The 15,913-nt window shown below is 70.9% G+C and carries 11 protein-coding genes and 1 pseudogene; 8 read left to right on the forward strand and 4 right to left on the reverse strand.

Going from position 1 to position 15,913, the window contains the following annotated elements; genetic code table 11:
* Window positions 1-10 precede the first annotated feature (10 nt).
* Window positions 11-895, forward strand: a complete 885-nt coding sequence (locus tag ABNT58_RS27310) for a LysR family transcriptional regulator (protein WP_348756529.1) — start codon at window positions 11-13, stop codon at window positions 893-895.
* Window positions 896-1,021: 126 nt separating this feature from the next.
* A complete protein-coding gene (locus tag ABNT58_RS27315) occupies window positions 1,022-2,230 on the forward strand; it encodes a M20 aminoacylase family protein (RefSeq protein WP_348756520.1) in 1,209 nt (402 codons plus the stop codon).
* Between the two features lie 24 nt (window positions 2,231-2,254).
* Here ABNT58_RS27315 and treY read toward each other — a convergent pair whose 3' ends face one another.
* The 3 genes and pseudogenes from treY to ABNT58_RS27330 all read right to left on the reverse strand — a co-directional run.
* Window positions 2,255-5,170, reverse strand: a complete 2,916-nt coding sequence (gene treY / locus ABNT58_RS27320) for a malto-oligosyltrehalose synthase (protein WP_348756521.1) — start codon at window positions 5,168-5,170, stop codon at window positions 2,255-2,257.
* Between the two features lie 97 nt (window positions 5,171-5,267).
* Window positions 5,268-7,121, reverse strand: coding sequence for a malto-oligosyltrehalose trehalohydrolase (treZ, locus tag ABNT58_RS27325; protein WP_348756522.1), 1,854 nt, complete (start codon window positions 7,119-7,121; stop codon window positions 5,268-5,270).
* 158 nt (window positions 7,122-7,279) lie between these two features.
* Window positions 7,280-8,491: pseudogene (locus ABNT58_RS27330) on the reverse strand (glucose-1-phosphate adenylyltransferase); the annotation flags it as partial.
* A 344-nt stretch (window positions 8,492-8,835) separates the two neighbouring features.
* On the opposite strand from ABNT58_RS27330, the gene ABNT58_RS27335 reads away from it, so the two are divergent.
* The 4 genes from ABNT58_RS27335 (at window position 8,836) to ABNT58_RS27350 (ending at window position 13,212) form a co-directional block, all read left to right on the forward strand.
* Window positions 8,836-9,363 carry a (2Fe-2S)-binding protein gene (locus tag ABNT58_RS27335; protein WP_348756523.1) on the forward strand — a complete coding sequence of 176 codons (528 nt, stop codon included), beginning with the start codon at window positions 8,836-8,838 and terminating at the stop codon, window positions 9,361-9,363.
* Window positions 9,360-10,439: a xanthine dehydrogenase family protein subunit M gene (locus ABNT58_RS27340; protein WP_348756524.1), complete on the forward strand. Its 1,080-nt coding sequence runs from the start codon at window positions 9,360-9,362 to the stop codon at window positions 10,437-10,439. The genes ABNT58_RS27335 and ABNT58_RS27340 overlap by 4 nt, the downstream gene beginning before the upstream one ends.
* A gap of 44 nt (window positions 10,440-10,483) precedes the next feature.
* Window positions 10,484-12,730, forward strand: a complete 2,247-nt coding sequence (locus ABNT58_RS27345) for a xanthine dehydrogenase family protein molybdopterin-binding subunit (RefSeq protein WP_348756530.1) — start codon at window positions 10,484-10,486, stop codon at window positions 12,728-12,730.
* A gap of 212 nt (window positions 12,731-12,942) precedes the next feature.
* A complete protein-coding gene (locus tag ABNT58_RS27350; protein WP_348756525.1) occupies window positions 12,943-13,212 on the forward strand; it encodes a GlsB/YeaQ/YmgE family stress response membrane protein in 270 nt (89 codons plus the stop codon).
* A gap of 81 nt (window positions 13,213-13,293) precedes the next feature.
* Here the strand turns inward: ABNT58_RS27350 and ABNT58_RS27355 are convergent, their stop codons facing one another.
* Complete coding sequence (locus tag ABNT58_RS27355) at window positions 13,294-13,581, reverse strand: hypothetical protein (RefSeq protein WP_348756526.1); 288 nt, start codon at window positions 13,579-13,581, stop codon at window positions 13,294-13,296.
* A gap of 115 nt (window positions 13,582-13,696) precedes the next feature.
* Here ABNT58_RS27355 and ABNT58_RS27360 point away from each other — a divergent pair, with 115 nt between their 5' ends.
* On the forward strand, window positions 13,697-15,052 hold the full coding sequence (locus ABNT58_RS27360; protein WP_348756527.1) for a DUF3422 domain-containing protein: 1,356 nt from the start codon (window positions 13,697-13,699) through the stop codon (window positions 15,050-15,052).
* Window positions 15,053-15,161: 109 nt separating this feature from the next.
* Window positions 15,162-15,913 (forward strand): DUF3182 family protein (locus tag ABNT58_RS27365; RefSeq protein WP_348756528.1); only part of this gene is annotated, 752 nt, incomplete at its 3' end.

The raw sequence follows: 15,913 nt of genomic DNA on the forward strand, positions 1-15,913 counted from the left end.
CGGGTTTTCCATGACGCTCGTGCAGCTGCGCCACCTCATCTCGCTGGCGGAAACCGGCTCCTTCACCCGCTCGGCGGAGCTCATCTGCATCACGCAGCCGGCGCTCAGCCGCAGCGTGCAGGCGCTGGAGCGCGAACTGGGCCAGCCTCTGTTCGACCGCGTGGGCCGCCGCAGCGAACTCACGCCCTTCGGCCGCGAAGTGGTGCAGCGTGCCAAGCAGCTGGTGTTCGAGGCCGACGAACTGGGCGCCAGCGGCCGCCTGATGGTGGCCGGCAAGGCCGGCGCCATCCGCGTGGGGCTGGGCTCGGGCCCCGGCGCGATGCTGATGGTGCCGCTGCTCAAGACCATGGCCACCCGCTACCCCGGCACCCGGCTGGACATCGCCCGCGGCGATACCGCCCTGCTGGTGCAGAACCTGCGCGACCGGCGGCTGGATGCGCTGGTGATCGACGCCCGTTCGCTGGTGCCGGCGCCCGACCTGCGCGTGGAAACGCTGGTGGAAATGCGCGGCGCCTTCCTGTGCCGGCCCGACCATCCGCTGACGCGCTGGAAAGGCACGCTCAAGTTCGCCGCGCTGCGCCAGTTCCCCATCGCCTCCACGCCCTTGAGCGACGAGGTGGCGCGCGGCCTGGTGGAGCGCTACGGGCCGCAGGCCCACCCGGCCGACTGCGTGACCCTGCGCTGCGAAGAAATCGCCGCGCTGGTGGAGGTGGCCCGCCACAGCGACGCGGTGGTGCTGACGGTGCGCGCCGCCGCGCCCGAGCTGGTGGAACTGGACGTGCGGCCGGCGCTGGCCCTGCGCGCCCGCTTCGGCCTGGTGACGCTGGCCGGCCGCGCCCAGGCGCCCGCGCTGCCGTTGGTGCGCGGCCTGGTCGAGCAGCTGATGCACGACTGACGGCCCCGCCGCAGCCATGCGCTGCAGGCATGCAGCTGCGCCTTTCAATGCATTGGACGCCTACCCGGCCGCTGCCTACATTGGCGCCCAAGCCGCCCGGCCGGGCCGGCACGGGAACCCACCGCGATGAACCACTTGCTGGCCACCATGGCCGACCAGGCGCCCGAGTTCGTGCAGCTGCGCCGCGACATCCACCGCCACCCCGAGCTGGCGTTCGACGAACACCGCACCGCCGCCCTGGTGGCCGAGCGGCTGCAAGCCTGGGGCTACGACGTCACACGCGGCCTGGGCGGCACCGGCGTGGTGGGCCGGCTGGTGCGCGGCCACGGCCGCCGCAAGCTGGGCCTGCGTGCCGACATGGACGCGCTGCCGGTGCAGGAGGACAGCGGCGCAGACTGGGCCAGCCGCCGCCCCGGCCTGATGCATGCCTGCGGCCACGACGGCCACACCGCGATGCTGCTGGCGGCCGCCCACCGGCTGGCGCGCGACGGCCGCTTCAGCGGCACGCTGCACCTGATCTTCCAGCCCGCTGAAGAAGGCGGCGGCGGCGCGCTGCGCATGATGGAAGACGGCCTCTTCGAGCGCTTTCCGTGCGACGCCGTGTTCGCGATGCACAACATGCCCGGCATCGCGCAGGGCCGGCTGGTGCTGCGCGACGGGCCGATGATGGCTTCGAGCGACTACGCCACCGTCACCCTGCACGGCCGCGGCGGCCATGGCGGACTGCCGCAGCACACGGCCGACCCCATCGTGGCGGCGGCCAGCCTGGTGATGGCGCTGCAGACCGTGGTGTCGCGCAACGTCGACCCGCTGCAGGCCGCGGTGGTGACGGTGGGCGCGCTGCAGGCGGGCCAGGCCAACAACGTGATTCCGGCGCAGGCGCGGCTGGAGCTGAGCGTGCGTGCGCTCGACCGCGACGTGCGCCAGCTGGTGGAGCAGCGGGTGCGCCAGCTGGTGCAGGCGCAGGCCGAGAGCTTCGGCGTGCGGGCCGAGATCGAGTGGCGGCCCGGCTATGCGGTGCTGGTGAACACGCCGGCCGAAACCGCGCTGGCGCGCGAGGTGGCCATCGAGCTGCTGGGCCAGGACCGGGTGACCGCCCATGGCCCGCAGCTCACCGGCAGCGAAGACTTCGCCTTCATGCTGGAGCAGGTGCCGGGCAGCTACCTGATGATCGGCAACGGCCGCGCGGCGGGCGCCGATGGGCAGGCAGGCGACGGCGCGCCGCTGCGCTGCACCTGCATGGTCCACCACCCCGGCTACGACTTCAACGACGACAACGTGGCCGTGGGCAGCGCCTACTGGGTGGCGCTGGCCGAACGCTTTCTGGCCGGGTGATCCAGCGCCCGCGGGGCGCCGGGTTCAACCCCCGTGCGGCATGAACAGCACCGCCACCGGCAGCTCGGCCAGCGCCTTTTCCAGCGCCAGGCCTTCGTAGCCCACCGACAACGTGCGGCCGGTCAGCACCTCGGTGGCCTGCTGGCCCTTCTTCAGTCGCCGGGCCATGGCCGCCGGCCAGGCGATGTGGGTCTCGGCCCAGGCGGCGCCGGCGGGCCACTGGCCCTGCTCGAAGGCCTGCGCGAACTTGCGCCCGGCCACCACCACCAGCGTGCCTTCGGTGCCGCAGCGGGCAAAGGCGATGGCCTGGTTGCGGCGCTGGCCCGTCACCCGCAGCGGCTGGTAGCTGCCTTCGCTGAACAGCGCCGCATGCTCGGCCCGCAGCTGCAGCAGGCGCCATTGGCACCACAGCTTCAGGCGGCCATCGGCGGGCCGGGTACGGAGGTCTTCCAGCAACGGCGCAGTGCCGGCATCTTGCTGCGCGGCCTCGAAGCCGGCCAGCAGATGCTCGCGCAGCGCATAGTCCACCGGCGTGCGGTTGTCCGGGTCCACCAGCGTCAGCGGCATCAGCTCCGAGCCCTGGTACAGGTCGGGCACGCCCGGCGACACCAGCTTGAGCACCGTGGCGCTCAGGCTGTTGAGCGCGCCATACCAGGCCAGCTCGGCCGCGCGCTGGCGCAGTTCGGTCAGCGCGGGGTTGGGCTGCAGCCGGCCCAGCACGCCGCCGATGAAGCGCTTGAGCGCGGCCTCATAGGCCTCGTTCGGCCGCGTCCAGCTGGTGTGCTGCTTGCCTTCGCGGGTGGCCTTGATCATGTAGGCCTCGATGCGCTCATGGTAGGCCGCCAGTTGCGCATCGTCCAGCGGGTCGGGCGGCAGGCTGCCCAGCAGCGTCTGGTACAGCAGGTAGTCGTCCGAGTCGGAAGGCGCCGGCTTGCCGTCCACCAGCGTGCGCAAGCTGCGGGTGGCCTCGCGCCAGCGGCGCAGGCCCAGGCGCCAGGCGGCCGGCTGCTCCGACAGCACGTTGATGCGCTGGCGCACGTCTTCGGCGCGCTTGTTGTCGTGGGTGCTGCTGGCCAGCATGGTGTGCGGCCAGTGGCGCGCACGGTCGGTGCTGGCGCCGTGGAAGGCCGCGGCCGACAGGCCGAACACCGCCGGCTCGCCGCCCACTTCGTTGAGCGAGATCAGCCGGTGGTAGCGGTAGAAGGCCGTGTCTTCCACGCCCTTGGCCGCCACCGGCGCGCAGAACTGCTGGAAGCGGTGCACGAAGCGGCGCAACAGCGCCTCGGTGGCCGCGCCGCCCAGCCCCGGCGGCGGGTCCAGCAGCAGGCAGCGGCGCAGAAACTCGAACACGCTGTCGTCGGCGATGTCGGTGTGGCGCATCGCATCGGCCACCGCCCAGTCGATGAAGCGCTTGTCCTGCGCGCTGGCCTCGTCGATCACATAGGTGCGGTACACCGGCATGCTGGCGGCCACCTGGGCCAGCGCCTCACGCAGGGTGTTGAAGCCGTAGTCACGGGTGTTGCGGTGGGCCTGTCCCACGCGGTGCAGGGCCTGGGCCAGCAGCGTCAGGTCCGAGGCCAGCGAGCCGCGGGCCACGGCCAGCTTGGCCTCGCGCACGATCTCTTCGTAGTCCTGGCCCACACCGGCGTACTCGCGCCACAGGCGTTCCAGCCGGGCGGCGTTCTTGCGCTCGACGAACAGGCCATTGATGACGTTGGCAAAGCGGTAGCCGGTGGTGCCGTGCAGCGCCCAGTCCTTGGGCACGTCCTCGTGCGCAGCGGCAATCTTTTCGGCCGCCACGTACAGCGGCCACTCGCGCGCCTGCGCGGCCTGCTGCATCAGCGCATCGGCCTGCTCGGGCCGGGCGCGTTGCAGGTAGCCATGCTGCAGCCGCTCGAAGTACTGCCGCGGGTCGAGCAGCCCGTCGGGGTGGTCGATGCGCAAGCCATCCACGATGCCGGCGGCGGCCATGTCCAGCGCGCGGCCGTGGATGGCCTCGAACACCGCCGGGTCTTCCACCCGCATCGCGGCCAGCTCGTTGACCTCGAAGAAGCGGCGGTAGTTGATCTCGTCGGCGGCCACGCGCCACCAGGCCAGGCGGTAGGCCTGGCGGTCGTGCAGCGCGTCCAGCGCGTCGCGGCCGGGCGCTTCGTTGATCGTGTCCAGCACACCGTCGAGCGCGGCGCGCACCTCGTCGTCGGCCAGGGCTTCGGCCAGCGCGGCCTGCAGCCGCGGCACGGCGGCCTGGCGCTCGGCGCGGCGCGCGGCGTCGGGGTCGTCATGCGCGGGCAGTGCCGCCGATTCCTTGCTCAGCCGCTGCATGGTCAGCCGGGCCGGCTCGCCGGAGGGCAGCTCTTCCACCACCAGCTGCAGCACCTTGGCGTAGCTGCGCGGGTCCAGCGGAAACAGGTGCTGGTGGTAGCGGATGGCCAGGCGGCCGTCGGCCCAGGCCAGCTTCAGCTCGCCGCGTTCGAGCACGGTGCCGTAGGCATCGCCCAGCACCGGCACCAGCACCTTGCCGCGCAGGCTGCGGTTGGGCGGCGACCAGTCGATGTCGAAGTAGCTGGCGTGGCTGGAGGCCTGGCCGTTTTCCAGCAGGTCGAGCCACCACGGGTTGTCGGCCCCGAACACGCCCATGTGGTTGGGCACCATGTCCAGCAGCAGGCCCAGGTCGTGCTGGCGCACCGCCTGCGCAAACCGCTCGAAGCCTTCGTCGCCGCCCAGCTCGGGGTTGATCTCGTGGTGGGCCACCACGTCGTAGCCATGCAGGCTGCCAGGGCGCGCCCGCCAGATGGGCGAGCAGTACACATGGCTGATGCCCAGGCGCTTCAGGTAGGGCAGCACCGCGGTGGCCGCCTCGAACCCGAAGTCCTTGTGCAGCTGCAGCCGGTAGGTGGCCCGCGGCACACGCGCCTGCAGCAGCCGGGTGGGGGACGGCACGGGCTCGACGGCCGGGGCGTCCGAGGTCGCGGCAACGGGTGCCGTGGAAGGAATGGCTTGAAGCATCGGTGGCGTTGCCGCAAGCGGCGTCAGAAGATCACTGGCCGGCGGCGCGCACCGCGGGCTCGAAGGTCACCACGGCGCCCGGCCCGGTGAAGCGGCATTCGCCCTCCCCCATCTCGGCCGCCTGCAGGTGCACGGGGTGTTCGTCGGGGCCCAGCGGCAGGCTGGCGCTGCCTTCGCCCAGCAGGGCGCGCACATGCCAGCGGGTGCCGTCTTCGCCCAGCCAGTACACGTGCAAGGTGTCGCCTTCCACCACCTGGCGGCCGGCGCCGTGCAGCTGCGGTATCAGCGGCCACAGGTGCTGGCGCCGCAGCCCCAGCAGCGTGGTCACCAGCTGCAGGCGGCGCTGGCCGGCATCGCGTTGGCGCTCGTCCCAGCGCAGCGTGCTGGCCTGGAAGGTGGCGGCGGCATTGGGGTCGGGGATGCGCTCACGCGCCTCGGGGTGCGAGAAGGTGGCAAAGCGCGAGAACTCGTTGCGCCGGCCATCGGTCACCAGCTGCGCCAGCTCACCCGCGTGGTCGCAAAAGTACAGGAACGGCGTGGTGGCCGCGAACTCGTCGCCCATGAACATCAGCGGCACCTGCGGCGACAGCAGCAGCAGCGTCAACAGCGCTTCCACCTTGGCCAGCGGCGCCGTGGCGTCCACACGGTCGCCCATGGCGCGGTTGCCGATCTGGTCGTGGTTCTGCAGAAAGACGATGAAGGCCGTGGGCGGCAAGCCGGTGCTGGGCTCGCCGCGGCGGTGGCCGTCGGCGAACGGGCTGGGCTGGCCCTGGAAGATGAAGCCTTCGGCCAGCGCCTTGGCCAGCTGGGCCACGGGTTGCTCGGCATAGTCGCTGTAGTAGCCGTCGGTCTCGCCGGTGGCCACCACATGGGCGGCGTGGTGCCAGTCGTCGTCCCACTGGGCCAGGCCATGGCCGGCCGCGGTGCCGGCGGGCGGCGTCAGCAGCTTGACGGAATTGCGCTCGTTCTCCAGCACCAGGTGCACGTGGCGGCGGCGGCCGGGGCCCGCCAGCAGCGCGGCATGGATGTCCTGCACGATGTGGCGCGGCGAGGTGTCCACCAGCGCATGCACCGCGTCCAGCCGCAGGCCGTCCAGGCCGCAGGTGTCCATCCAGTACAGCGCGTTCTCGATGAAGAAGCGGCGCACCGGCGCGTTGTGCTCGCCATCAAAATTGATGGCCGAGCCCCAGGGCGTGTGGTGCTCGGGGTTCACCAGCTCAGGGCAGTAGGCCGCCATGTAGTTGCCGTCGGGCCCGAAGTGGTTGTAGACCACGTCCAGCAGCACCATCAGGCCCAGCGCATGGGCCGCTTCGGCAAAGGCGCGCAGCGCCGCGGGCGGGCCATAGGCGGGGTGAACCGCAAACGGCAGCACGCCGTCGTAGCCCCAGCCGCGCTCGCCCGGAAAGGCGGCCAGCGGCAGCAGCTCGATGGCGGTGATGCCGGCCGCCTGCAGCAGCGGCAGCTTGGCGGCGGCGGCCTCCAGCGTGCCTTCGGGCGTGAAGGTGCCCAGGTGCAGCTCGTACACCACGGCCTCATGCCAGGGGCGGCCTTGCCAGGCGCGGTCGCGCCAGGCCAGCCCGCTCAGGTCGACCACCTCGCTCGGGCCGTGAACGCCTTGCGGGTTGCTGCGCGAAGCGGGGTCGGGCACGGCCAGGTCTTCACGCACGCGGAAGCGGTAGAGCGTGCCCGGCCCGGCGTCCATCACGCGGGCCTGGTGGAAGCCGTCGGCATCGCGCTGCAGCGCATGCTGGCGCAGCACCTGGCCGTCGCCATCGACGATCTCCAGCATGACCATGTCCACGCTGGGCGCCCAGAGGCTGAAGCGGGTGGCGTCGCCGTCGGGCTGGGCTCCGAAGCGTGGGGTCTGCGCCTCTGCCTCGCTCATGCGGCGGCCTTGGCCTGCACCACGTGGCCCGGCAGCACGGCCTTGGGCAGCGTGCTGCCCAAAGGCGGCGTGCCCAGCAGCGGCATCGCAGGCAGCGGGGGCACGGCCGGCTTGGGGTTGGAAGCCGCCAGCACCGGCGTGCGGCCGGCGGTGGGCCGGCGGAAGTAGCCGCGGGGCACCACCACGATGCCGCTGTCGCTGACGTGGAAGCGCTGGCTGTCGCGTTCGCGGTCGCCGCCGATCACTTCGCCGGCCGGGATGTCGTTGTCCTGGTCGATGATGGCGCGGGTGATGCGCGCACCACGGCCGATGGTGCTGCGCTCCATCACGATGCAATGCGACAGCTGGGCGTCGTCGCACACCGTGACCGAGCTGCGCAGCATCACGTGGTCGAGCCGCGCATTGGTGACCACGCAGCCCGAGCCGATGGTCGAGCGGGTGACCACGCCGCTTTCGATCTGCGCCGATTCCGACGGGTCCTGGCTGGCGTACACCGGCCAGCTGGGGTTGGTCATGCGAAAGCGCGGCTTGGCGCCCAGGGTGTCGAAGTGGGCCTCGAAATAGGCCTCGATGGTGCCGACGTCGCGCCAGTAATGCGGGTCTTCGTGGTCGGCCAGGCCGGGCACGTGGTTGGTGGTGAAGTCGTAGGCCAGCACGCGGTGGCTCTTGGCCAGGCGCGGCAGGATGTCGCCGCCGAAGTCGCGCTCGCCATTGCGGTGGGCGCGCTTGAGCTCGTCCAGCAGCACGTCGGTGCGGAAGATGTAGTTGCCCATCGACGCCAGCGCATGCGTGGGCCGGCCGGGCATGGGCACGGCCATCTTGGGCTTCTCGCGGAACTCGCGCACCATCAGGTCGGCGTCGGTCTCGACGATGCCGAACTGCGAGCACTTTTCCAGCGACACCGGCAGCGTGGCCACGCTCACGTCGGCATCGGCGGCGATGTGGGCATCCAGCATCTGGCGCACGTCCATGCGGTAGACGTGGTCGGCGCCGAACACGGCCACGTAGTCGGGGCGGTGGGTTTCGATCAGGTGCAGGTTCTGCCAGACGGAATCGGCGGTGCCGCGGAACCACTCCGGGCCGTCGCGCATCTGCGGCGGCACCACGGTGATGAAGTGGTCGGGGATGAAGCGGGCCATCGTCCACGACTGCCGCACATGCTCGATCAGCGCCTGCGACTTGTACTGCACCAGCAGGTAGATGCTGTTGATGTCCGAGTTGACGAGGTTGCTCAGCACGAAATCGACCACGCGGTGCTTGCCGTTGAAAGGCACCGACGGCTTGCACCGGTGCTGCGTCAAGGGAAAGAGCCGGGAGCCTTCACCGCCTGCCATCACGAAGGCGAGCACCGAGGGTTGTCGTTGTTGCATTGCGCGTTCCTTACTACCGCCTGTTGCAGAAAGTGTCCGGGGCCGGTGGCCCGTTCTTCGTAGGACGGCACCTCATGCCGAAGTCGGTGACTGCGGTCTTCCATCGGCAATCCATGCCCGGATCTGCCGCAATCCCGGGAACCCGGGAAGCGGGGCAGAGCAGCCCGGAAGCACGGCCCGCCGTGTCACGAGACGTTCCTGGGCACTTCAATGGCGAGCGGTGTGCCGCGTTGTGCGCCCGCGGCTGCCCGGCTCATGGGGCCCGCCTGCCCGCCCGCCGGGAACACGCGTTGCCCCTGCGGCGTGACGGCGCTCGCGCTTACACACGAACACATTGCACGAGGATGCTCATGCCCCCTGCTACTTCTTCCGCACCCGACGGCATGGCCCAGCGGCCGGTGCGACTGCACATCAACGGCCGCGCCACCACGCTGCTGGTGGCGCCCTGGGTGACGTTGCTGGACCTGCTGCGCGACCATGCCGACCTCACCGGCACCAAGAAGGGCTGCGACCACGGCCAGTGCGGCGCCTGCACCGTGCTGCTGGACGGCAAGCGCATCAACAGCTGCCTGACGCTGGCCGTCTCGCACGACGGCGCCACCATCACCACGGTCGAAGGCCTGGCCGCCGAAGACGGCACGCTGCATCCTTTGCAGCAAGCCTTCATCGACCACGATGCCTTCCAGTGCGGGTACTGCACCCCGGGGCAGCTGTGCTCGGCCATGGGCCTGGTCCAGGAAGGCGGCGCCGAGACACCCGAGCAGCTGCAGGAGCTGATGAGCGGCAACCTGTGCCGCTGCGGTGCCTACCCGCAGATCGTCAAGGCCGTGTCCACCGTGGCGCTGCGCCCGCGTGACAGGGGCGTGGCATGAGCCCGTTTGAACACCTGATGCCCGCCGACCTGCCCGCCGCGCTGCAGGCGCTGGGCCGGCCCCCCGCCACCCGCGCCGACGGCGCCCGACCGCTGGCCGGCGGCACCAACCTGCTCGACATGATGAAGGCCGACCTGATGCGGCCCACGCGCCTGGTGGACGTGCACCGGCTGCCCTTGCAGGCCATCTCCGCCACGCCCGACGGCGGGCTGCAACTGGGCGCGCTGGCCACCAATGCCGCCACCGCCGCCCACCCGCTGGTGCGCGAGCGCTACCCGCTGCTGGCGGCGGCCTTGCTGTCGGGCGCTTCGCCGCAGATACGCAACATGGCCACCAACGGCGGCAACCTGTTGCAGCGCACCCGCTGCGCCTACTTCTACGACGCGCAGGTGCCCTGCAACAAGCGCCAGCCCGGCAGCGGCTGCCCGGCGCGCGAAGGGCTGGCGCGCTCGCATGCCATCCTGGGTGCCAGCGAACACTGCGTGGCCACGCATCCGTCGGACTTCTGCGTGGCGCTGCGCGCACTCGACGCCACGGTGCATGTGCAATCGGCGCGCGGCAGCCGCGCCATCCCGATGGCCGACTTCCACCGCCTGCCCGGCGACCGGCCCGAGGTGGACACCGAACTGCAGCCCGACGAGCTGATCACGCACCTGAGCCTGCCGCCGGCAGCGGCAGGCTTTGCCCGCCATGCCACCTACCTGAAGCTGCGGGAGCGGGCCTCGTACGCCTTTGCGCTGGTGTCGGTGGCAGCCGCGCTGGACCTGGATGGCGAGGGCCGCATCCGCGAGGCGCGCATCGCCCTGGGCGGCGTGGCCCACAAGCCCTGGCGCCTGCCCGAAGCCGAGGCCCTGCTGCAAGGCCAGACGCCCGGCGCCGAAGCCTTCGGCCAGGCCGCCGCGCGCCTGCTGCAAGGCGCACAGGCCTGCGGCGCGCCAGGCACCGACAACGCCTTCAAGCTGCCGATGGCCCACCGCGCCGTGGTGCGTGCACTGTCGATGGCCAGCGAAGGCGAACTCACCAACACCGGCCCGCTCGCGGGCCTGGCCACCGCGGCCGCACGCAGGGAGGCTTGATGAACGATCGCTTCAACCCGGTGGACAGCACGCTGCCCGACCTGATGGCCCAGCGCCCGCCCGTGACCCTGGGCATGCCGCTGCCCCGGCTGGACGGCCCGGCCAAGGTGAGCGGCCGCGCCCGCTATGCGGCCGAGCACCCGGCCGGCGACCTGCTGTACGGCGTGATCGTCGACACCCCGGTGGCCCGTGGCCACATCGAGCGCATCGACGTACGCCGCGCGATGGCGGTGCCCGGCGTGGTGGAGGTCATCACCCACGAGAACCGGCCGCGCATGCGCTCGCTGGACCTGTTCTACAAGGACATGACGGCGCCGGTGACCGGCAGCCCCTTCAAGCCGCTGCACGACGACCAGGTGCACTACAGCGGCCAGCCGGTGGCCGTGGTGGTGGCCACCAGCTTCGAGGCAGCTCGCCATGCCGCCACGCTGGTGGACGCCCAGGTGGCCGCCGAGCCGCACCAGACCGACCTGATGGCCGTGCTGCCCGAAGCCCGCGAGCCCAGCGCGCTGCGCGCCGGCTTCAAGCCGCCGCCCAAGCCGCGCGGCGATGCAGAGGCCGCCTATGCGCAGGCGCCGGTGCAGGTGGAGGCCGAGTTCCACCACGGCGCCGAGCACCACAACCCGATGGAGCTGCACGGCACCACCGTGATCTACGGCCGCAACCGGCACCTGACGGTGCACGACAAGACCCAGGGCTCGCAGAACGTGCGCTGGGTGCTGTCGCGTGTGTTCGGCCTGCCCAAGAGCCGGCTGACGGTGAAGAACGAGTTCGTCGGCGGCGCCTTCGGCTCGGGCCTGCGGCCGCAGCCCACGGTGCTGCTGGCCACGATGGCGGCGCTGAAGCTCGAACGATCGGTGCGCGTGGTGCTCACGCGGCAGCAGATGTTCAACTTCGGCCACCGGCCCGAGAGCTGGCAGCGTGTGAAGCTCGGCGCCGCGCCCGATGGCGAGCTGCTGGCGCTGACGCACGATGCGGTGGGCGCCACCTCACGCAAGGAAGACTATGTGGAGGTGGTGGTGAACTGGTCGAGCCAGCTCTACCGCAGCCAGACCGCGCGCCTGGGCTACCAGCTGGCCGAACTGGACCATTACAGCCCGATGGACATGCGCGCGCCCGGCGCCGCCCATGGCGTGCATGCCATCGAGGTGGCGATGGACGAACTGGCCCACCGGCTGCAGATGGACCCGGTGGCGCTGCGGCTGAAGAACTACGCCGACCACGACTACAACGAGGACCTGCCCTTTTCCAGCAAGGAGCTGCGCGCCTGCTACCAGCAGGCGGCCGAGCGCTTCGGCTGGGAAGGCCGGCCGCAGGCGCCGCGCTCGATGCGCGAAGGCCGCGAGCTGGTGGGCTGGGGCATGGCCAGCGGCACCTGGGACGCGATGCAGATGTTCGCCCGCGTGCATGCGGTGCTGCAGTCCGACGGCAAGCTGCTGCTGCGCACCGCGGCCAGCGACATCGGCACCGGCACGCTGACGGTGATGACCCAGATCGGCGCTGCTTCGATGGGCATGGCGATGGAGGACGTGACCTTCGAGCTGGGCGACTCCAACCTGCCGGTGGCGCCGGTGGAAGGCGGCTCATCCCACGTCACCACCATCGGCTCGGCGGTGCAGGGCGTGTGCGAGCGGTTGCAGCACAAGCTGTGGGAGCTGGCGCGCAAGCAGCCCAATTCGCCCTTTGCCACCTGCCGCTTCCACGACGTGGGCTTTGCCAAGGGCTTCATGTACCTGCGCTTCGAGCGCGACGTGACGGTGCGGCTGACCGACATCCTGGCGGCCGCCGGCCTGAAGGGGCTGGAAGAAAAGTACCTGATGCTGCCCGCCGTGCTCAAGCAGAAGAAGTACACCCGCGCGGTGCACTCGGCGGTGTTCTGCGAGGTGAAGGTGGACGAGGACTTCGGCACCGTCCGCGTGACGCGGGTGGTCAGTGCCATTGCGGCCGGCCGCATCATCAACCTGCAGACGGCGCGCAGCCAGATCATCGGCGGCGTGGTGTGGGGCATCAGCCAGGCGCTGCACGAAGAGACCCAGGCCGACCAGCAGCTGGGCCGCTTCATGAACCGCGACTTCGCGCAGTACCACGTGCCGGTGAATGCCGACATCCACGACATCGACGTGATCTTCGTGGAAGAGAAGGACCGCATCGCCAGCCGCCTGGGCGCCAAGGGCGTGGGCGAAATCGGCCTGGTGGGCGTGGCCGCAGCCGTGTGCAACGCCATCCACCATGCCACCGGCCGCCGCATCCTGAGCCTGCCGATGACGCCCGACAAGGTGATGGCGCCATGAGCAAGGGGCGGGCATTGGTAACAGCAGCAGGGGCCAGTGCGCCCGCCGCGGGCCCCGTAGGCCAATGCTGACGGCACTTGCCGGTTGCAGCCGACTGCCCCGGCAAGGGCCCCGCCCTAATCTCACTTCACCGGTGGCCCGCCCTCGAGCCACAGGCCCCAACAACCGGCCACCAGGCTGGTGATCATCAAATCAAACTTTGGAGTGAACTCATGAACCTCATCATCTGGCTGGTTGTCGGCGGGCTCATCGGATGGGTCGCGAGCATGATCATGCGCACCGACGCGCAGCAGGGCGTGATCCTGAACGTGGTGGTCGGCATCGTCGGCGCCATGCTCGGCGGCTGGCTGCTGTCGCCGCTGGTCGGCGCCGGTACGGTGAATCAGGGTGACTTCAGCGTGATGGGCCTGCTGCTGTCGCTGGGCGGCGCGATCATCCTGCTGGCGATCGTGAACCTGGTGCGTCGCGGCAGCGTCCGCTGACCGCAGCGGCTGCGCCACGGCGCAGCCGAACGAGCAAGCTCAACGCGCCCTGCGGGGCGCGTTGTCACGTTCAAAGACCAGTCAGCCCAAGAAAGGGCTGGCCAGCTGCATCAGACCCAGCAGCACGCCGCACACCGCCAGGTGCACGAAGCGGTGGCGCCAGCCGGCCGCCAGGTCGATGCCCAGGCGCACCGACAGGCAACCCCACAGCATCACCAGCAGCAGGGCCGCGGCTTCAGGGCGTTCGAGTGGGTGACCGCCAGCCTTCATCAGGCCGACGAGCGCGACCCAGAGGCCAGCGCCCATGATGGTGGAAGCCGTCACCTCGTTGAAGGCGGGCTTGCGCAGAAGAATGCCAACGACTTGCATGGCGCAAGCGTAGCGCGTTGCGCCCGCCGCCGATCCTGCAAACAGCAGGGGCGCGATGCCCCAGCTCGGCCCTGGCGCAGGCACACTCGGCCTGTCGCACACCGCCCGCGCTGCAATGACATCACTTCCCGCATCTTCGGCCGCCACCGCTGACACCTTTGCCGCCTCCACGGCGCTGCCGCCGGATGACGATTGGCGAGAGATGTTGCACAACGAAGTGCATGCGCGGCCCTCAGCGCGCATCCGCCTGCCGGCGCTGGTGTTCACCGTGGCCGTGCTCAACCATGGCGTCAGCCGCGAGGACGAGTGGGCGCACCTGAAGCAGCTGCCCGGCCAGGCCGGCCTGCGGCTGGAAGACCTGCACGGCAACTTCCTGCGCCTGCGCTTTGCCGACCACACGCTGAAGTGGGAACGCCACACCGAATTCACCCGCTATGCGGTGGTGCAACCGCTGCCCGAAGGCGCCGGGCTGGACCATGCCGAGCCCGCGTTGCTGGACCAGCTGGTGCTGCCGCCCGACTGGCTGCGCGCAGTGCCCGGCCGCACCGTGGCCGCGCTGCAGCTGGTGATGCTGGAGACCGACATCACCGACCCGCATGCGGCACTGGCCGCTGCGCAGCGCTGGTTCGGCGGCCGCACGGTGGTGGCCTCGTTGATGGGCAACGGCCACTCGATGGCGGTGACCAACTTCCGCCTGCGCACCGACGGCTTCGAGCGACTGCTGGTGCTGGCGCCGCCCGGCACCACCGAGACCCGCGCCGGACGCATCTCGCAGCGGCTGCTGGAAATCGAGATCTACCGGCTGATGGCCTTGCGCGGCCTGCCGGTGGCCAAGGCGCTGGCACCGGTGCTGGCCGAATCGGAATCGGCACTGGCTACCGTCACCGCCCGGCTGGAAGCGCGCGAAAGCTCGGAGGCCGAGCTGCTGGACCAGCTGATCCACGTGGCGGCGCGGGTGGAGCGTGCCACCGCCGAACACCAGTACCGCTTCTCGGCCACCGAGGCCTATGACGCGCTGGTGCGCCAGCGCCTGACCGAGCTGCGCGAAAAGCCCATCCCGGGCACGCAGACCATCGGCGAATTCATGCAGCGCCGGCTGTCGCCGGCCATTGCCACGGTGGCGGCCACCGCGCAGCGGCTGGGCTCGCTGTCGCAGCGCATCGAACGCAGCAGTGCGCTGTTGCGCACGCGGGTGGACATTGCCACCGAGACACAGAACCACCAGCTCCTGGCCAAGCTCACCCGCGGGCAGGAACTGCAGCTGCACCTGCAATCCACCGTGGAGGGGCTGTCGATCGCCGCCATCTCGTACTACGTGATCAGCCTGCTGCTGTACGGCGGCAAGGCCGCCAAGGCCGCCGGCCTGCCGCTGAACCCCGAGATGGCCGCCGGGGCCGCGATTCCGCTGGTGCTGTGGGCGGTGTGGCAGGCCACGCGGCGCATCCATCGGCGGCTGCACACGCAGGACTGAAGCCGCTTGCAAGCCCGGTCCTACAAGCGATAGCGCCTCCACCCGGCAAGCGCGGGCCGGCACGCCATGCACAGTGGGTCATCCCCACCGCCCATCGCGGGAGCCCACCATGATTCTTGCGCAAGAACCCAGCCTTGGCGCCGACGCGGGCCCTGGCGCCGCAGGCAGCCTGCGGACGCACGCCGACCAGCCCGCCACCTTCGAGGGGCCGCGGCCCACGGTGGTGTTTCACTGCATCGACCCCTGCCGCGAAGGCGGGCACGACCACCGCACCAAGGCCTCGGTGGCGCATGCGCTGGCCGACCTGCTGGGGCTGCCCTTCGGCGGTTTCTACCGCTCGGCCGCCCGGCCCGAAGGCCCGCTGTTCTTCGTGCCCAGCGAAACCCTCACCAGCGTGGCCGATGCGCGCGAGCTGGGCATCGAGCATGGTGACCACCTGTTCGGCGGCGTGGTGCCGCGCGACTTCGTGGCCACCAAGCTGGTGTCGCATGGCCTGGTGCACCCGAACGCCACCGCGCCTGAAGGCTGGCAGGCCGCCCATGGCGAAGCCATCCAGTCTGTGACCCTGCCGGGCTATTCGGTCTTCAGCGCTGAAGACGCCCTGGTGGCGGCCGAGCGGCTGCTGGCCCACGGCAGCATGCGGCTGAAAAAGCCCGACGGCGTGGGCGGCCTGGGTCAGCAGGTGATGCAGCACATCGACGAACTGCGCCAATGGCTGGCCGAGACCGACCCCGAGGTGCTGCGCACCCACGGCGTGGTGCTGGAGCGCAACCTGCGCCAGGTCGAGACGCTCAGCGTCGGCCAGGTCAAGGCCGGCCCGCTGATGGCCAGCTACGTGGGCACCCAGCAGCTCACCACCAA

Origin of the sequence: uncultured Aquincola sp., from assembly GCF_964001545.1 — a bacterium.
In the GTDB taxonomy this organism is placed as follows: Bacteria; Pseudomonadota; Gammaproteobacteria; order Burkholderiales; family Burkholderiaceae_C; genus Aquincola.

Coding starts and splice junctions, on each gene's coding strand:
- ABNT58_RS27310 (WP_348756529.1), top strand. CDS start 11: ATGACGCTCGTGCAGCTGCGCCACCTCATCTCGCTGGCGGAAACCGGC.
- ABNT58_RS27315 (WP_348756520.1), top strand. CDS start 1,022: ATGAACCACTTGCTGGCCACCATGGCCGACCAGGCGCCCGAGTTCGTG.
- treZ (WP_348756522.1), bottom strand. CDS start 7,121: ATGAGCGAGGCAGAGGCGCAGACCCCACGCTTCGGAGCCCAGCCCGAC.
- ABNT58_RS27335 (WP_348756523.1), top strand. CDS start 8,836: ATGCTCATGCCCCCTGCTACTTCTTCCGCACCCGACGGCATGGCCCAG.
- ABNT58_RS27340 (WP_348756524.1), top strand. CDS start 9,360: ATGAGCCCGTTTGAACACCTGATGCCCGCCGACCTGCCCGCCGCGCTG.
- ABNT58_RS27345 (WP_348756530.1), top strand. CDS start 10,484: ATGGCCCAGCGCCCGCCCGTGACCCTGGGCATGCCGCTGCCCCGGCTG.
- ABNT58_RS27350 (WP_348756525.1), top strand. CDS start 12,943: ATGAACCTCATCATCTGGCTGGTTGTCGGCGGGCTCATCGGATGGGTC.
- ABNT58_RS27355 (WP_348756526.1), bottom strand. CDS start 13,581: ATGCAAGTCGTTGGCATTCTTCTGCGCAAGCCCGCCTTCAACGAGGTG.
- ABNT58_RS27360 (WP_348756527.1), top strand. CDS start 13,697: ATGACATCACTTCCCGCATCTTCGGCCGCCACCGCTGACACCTTTGCC.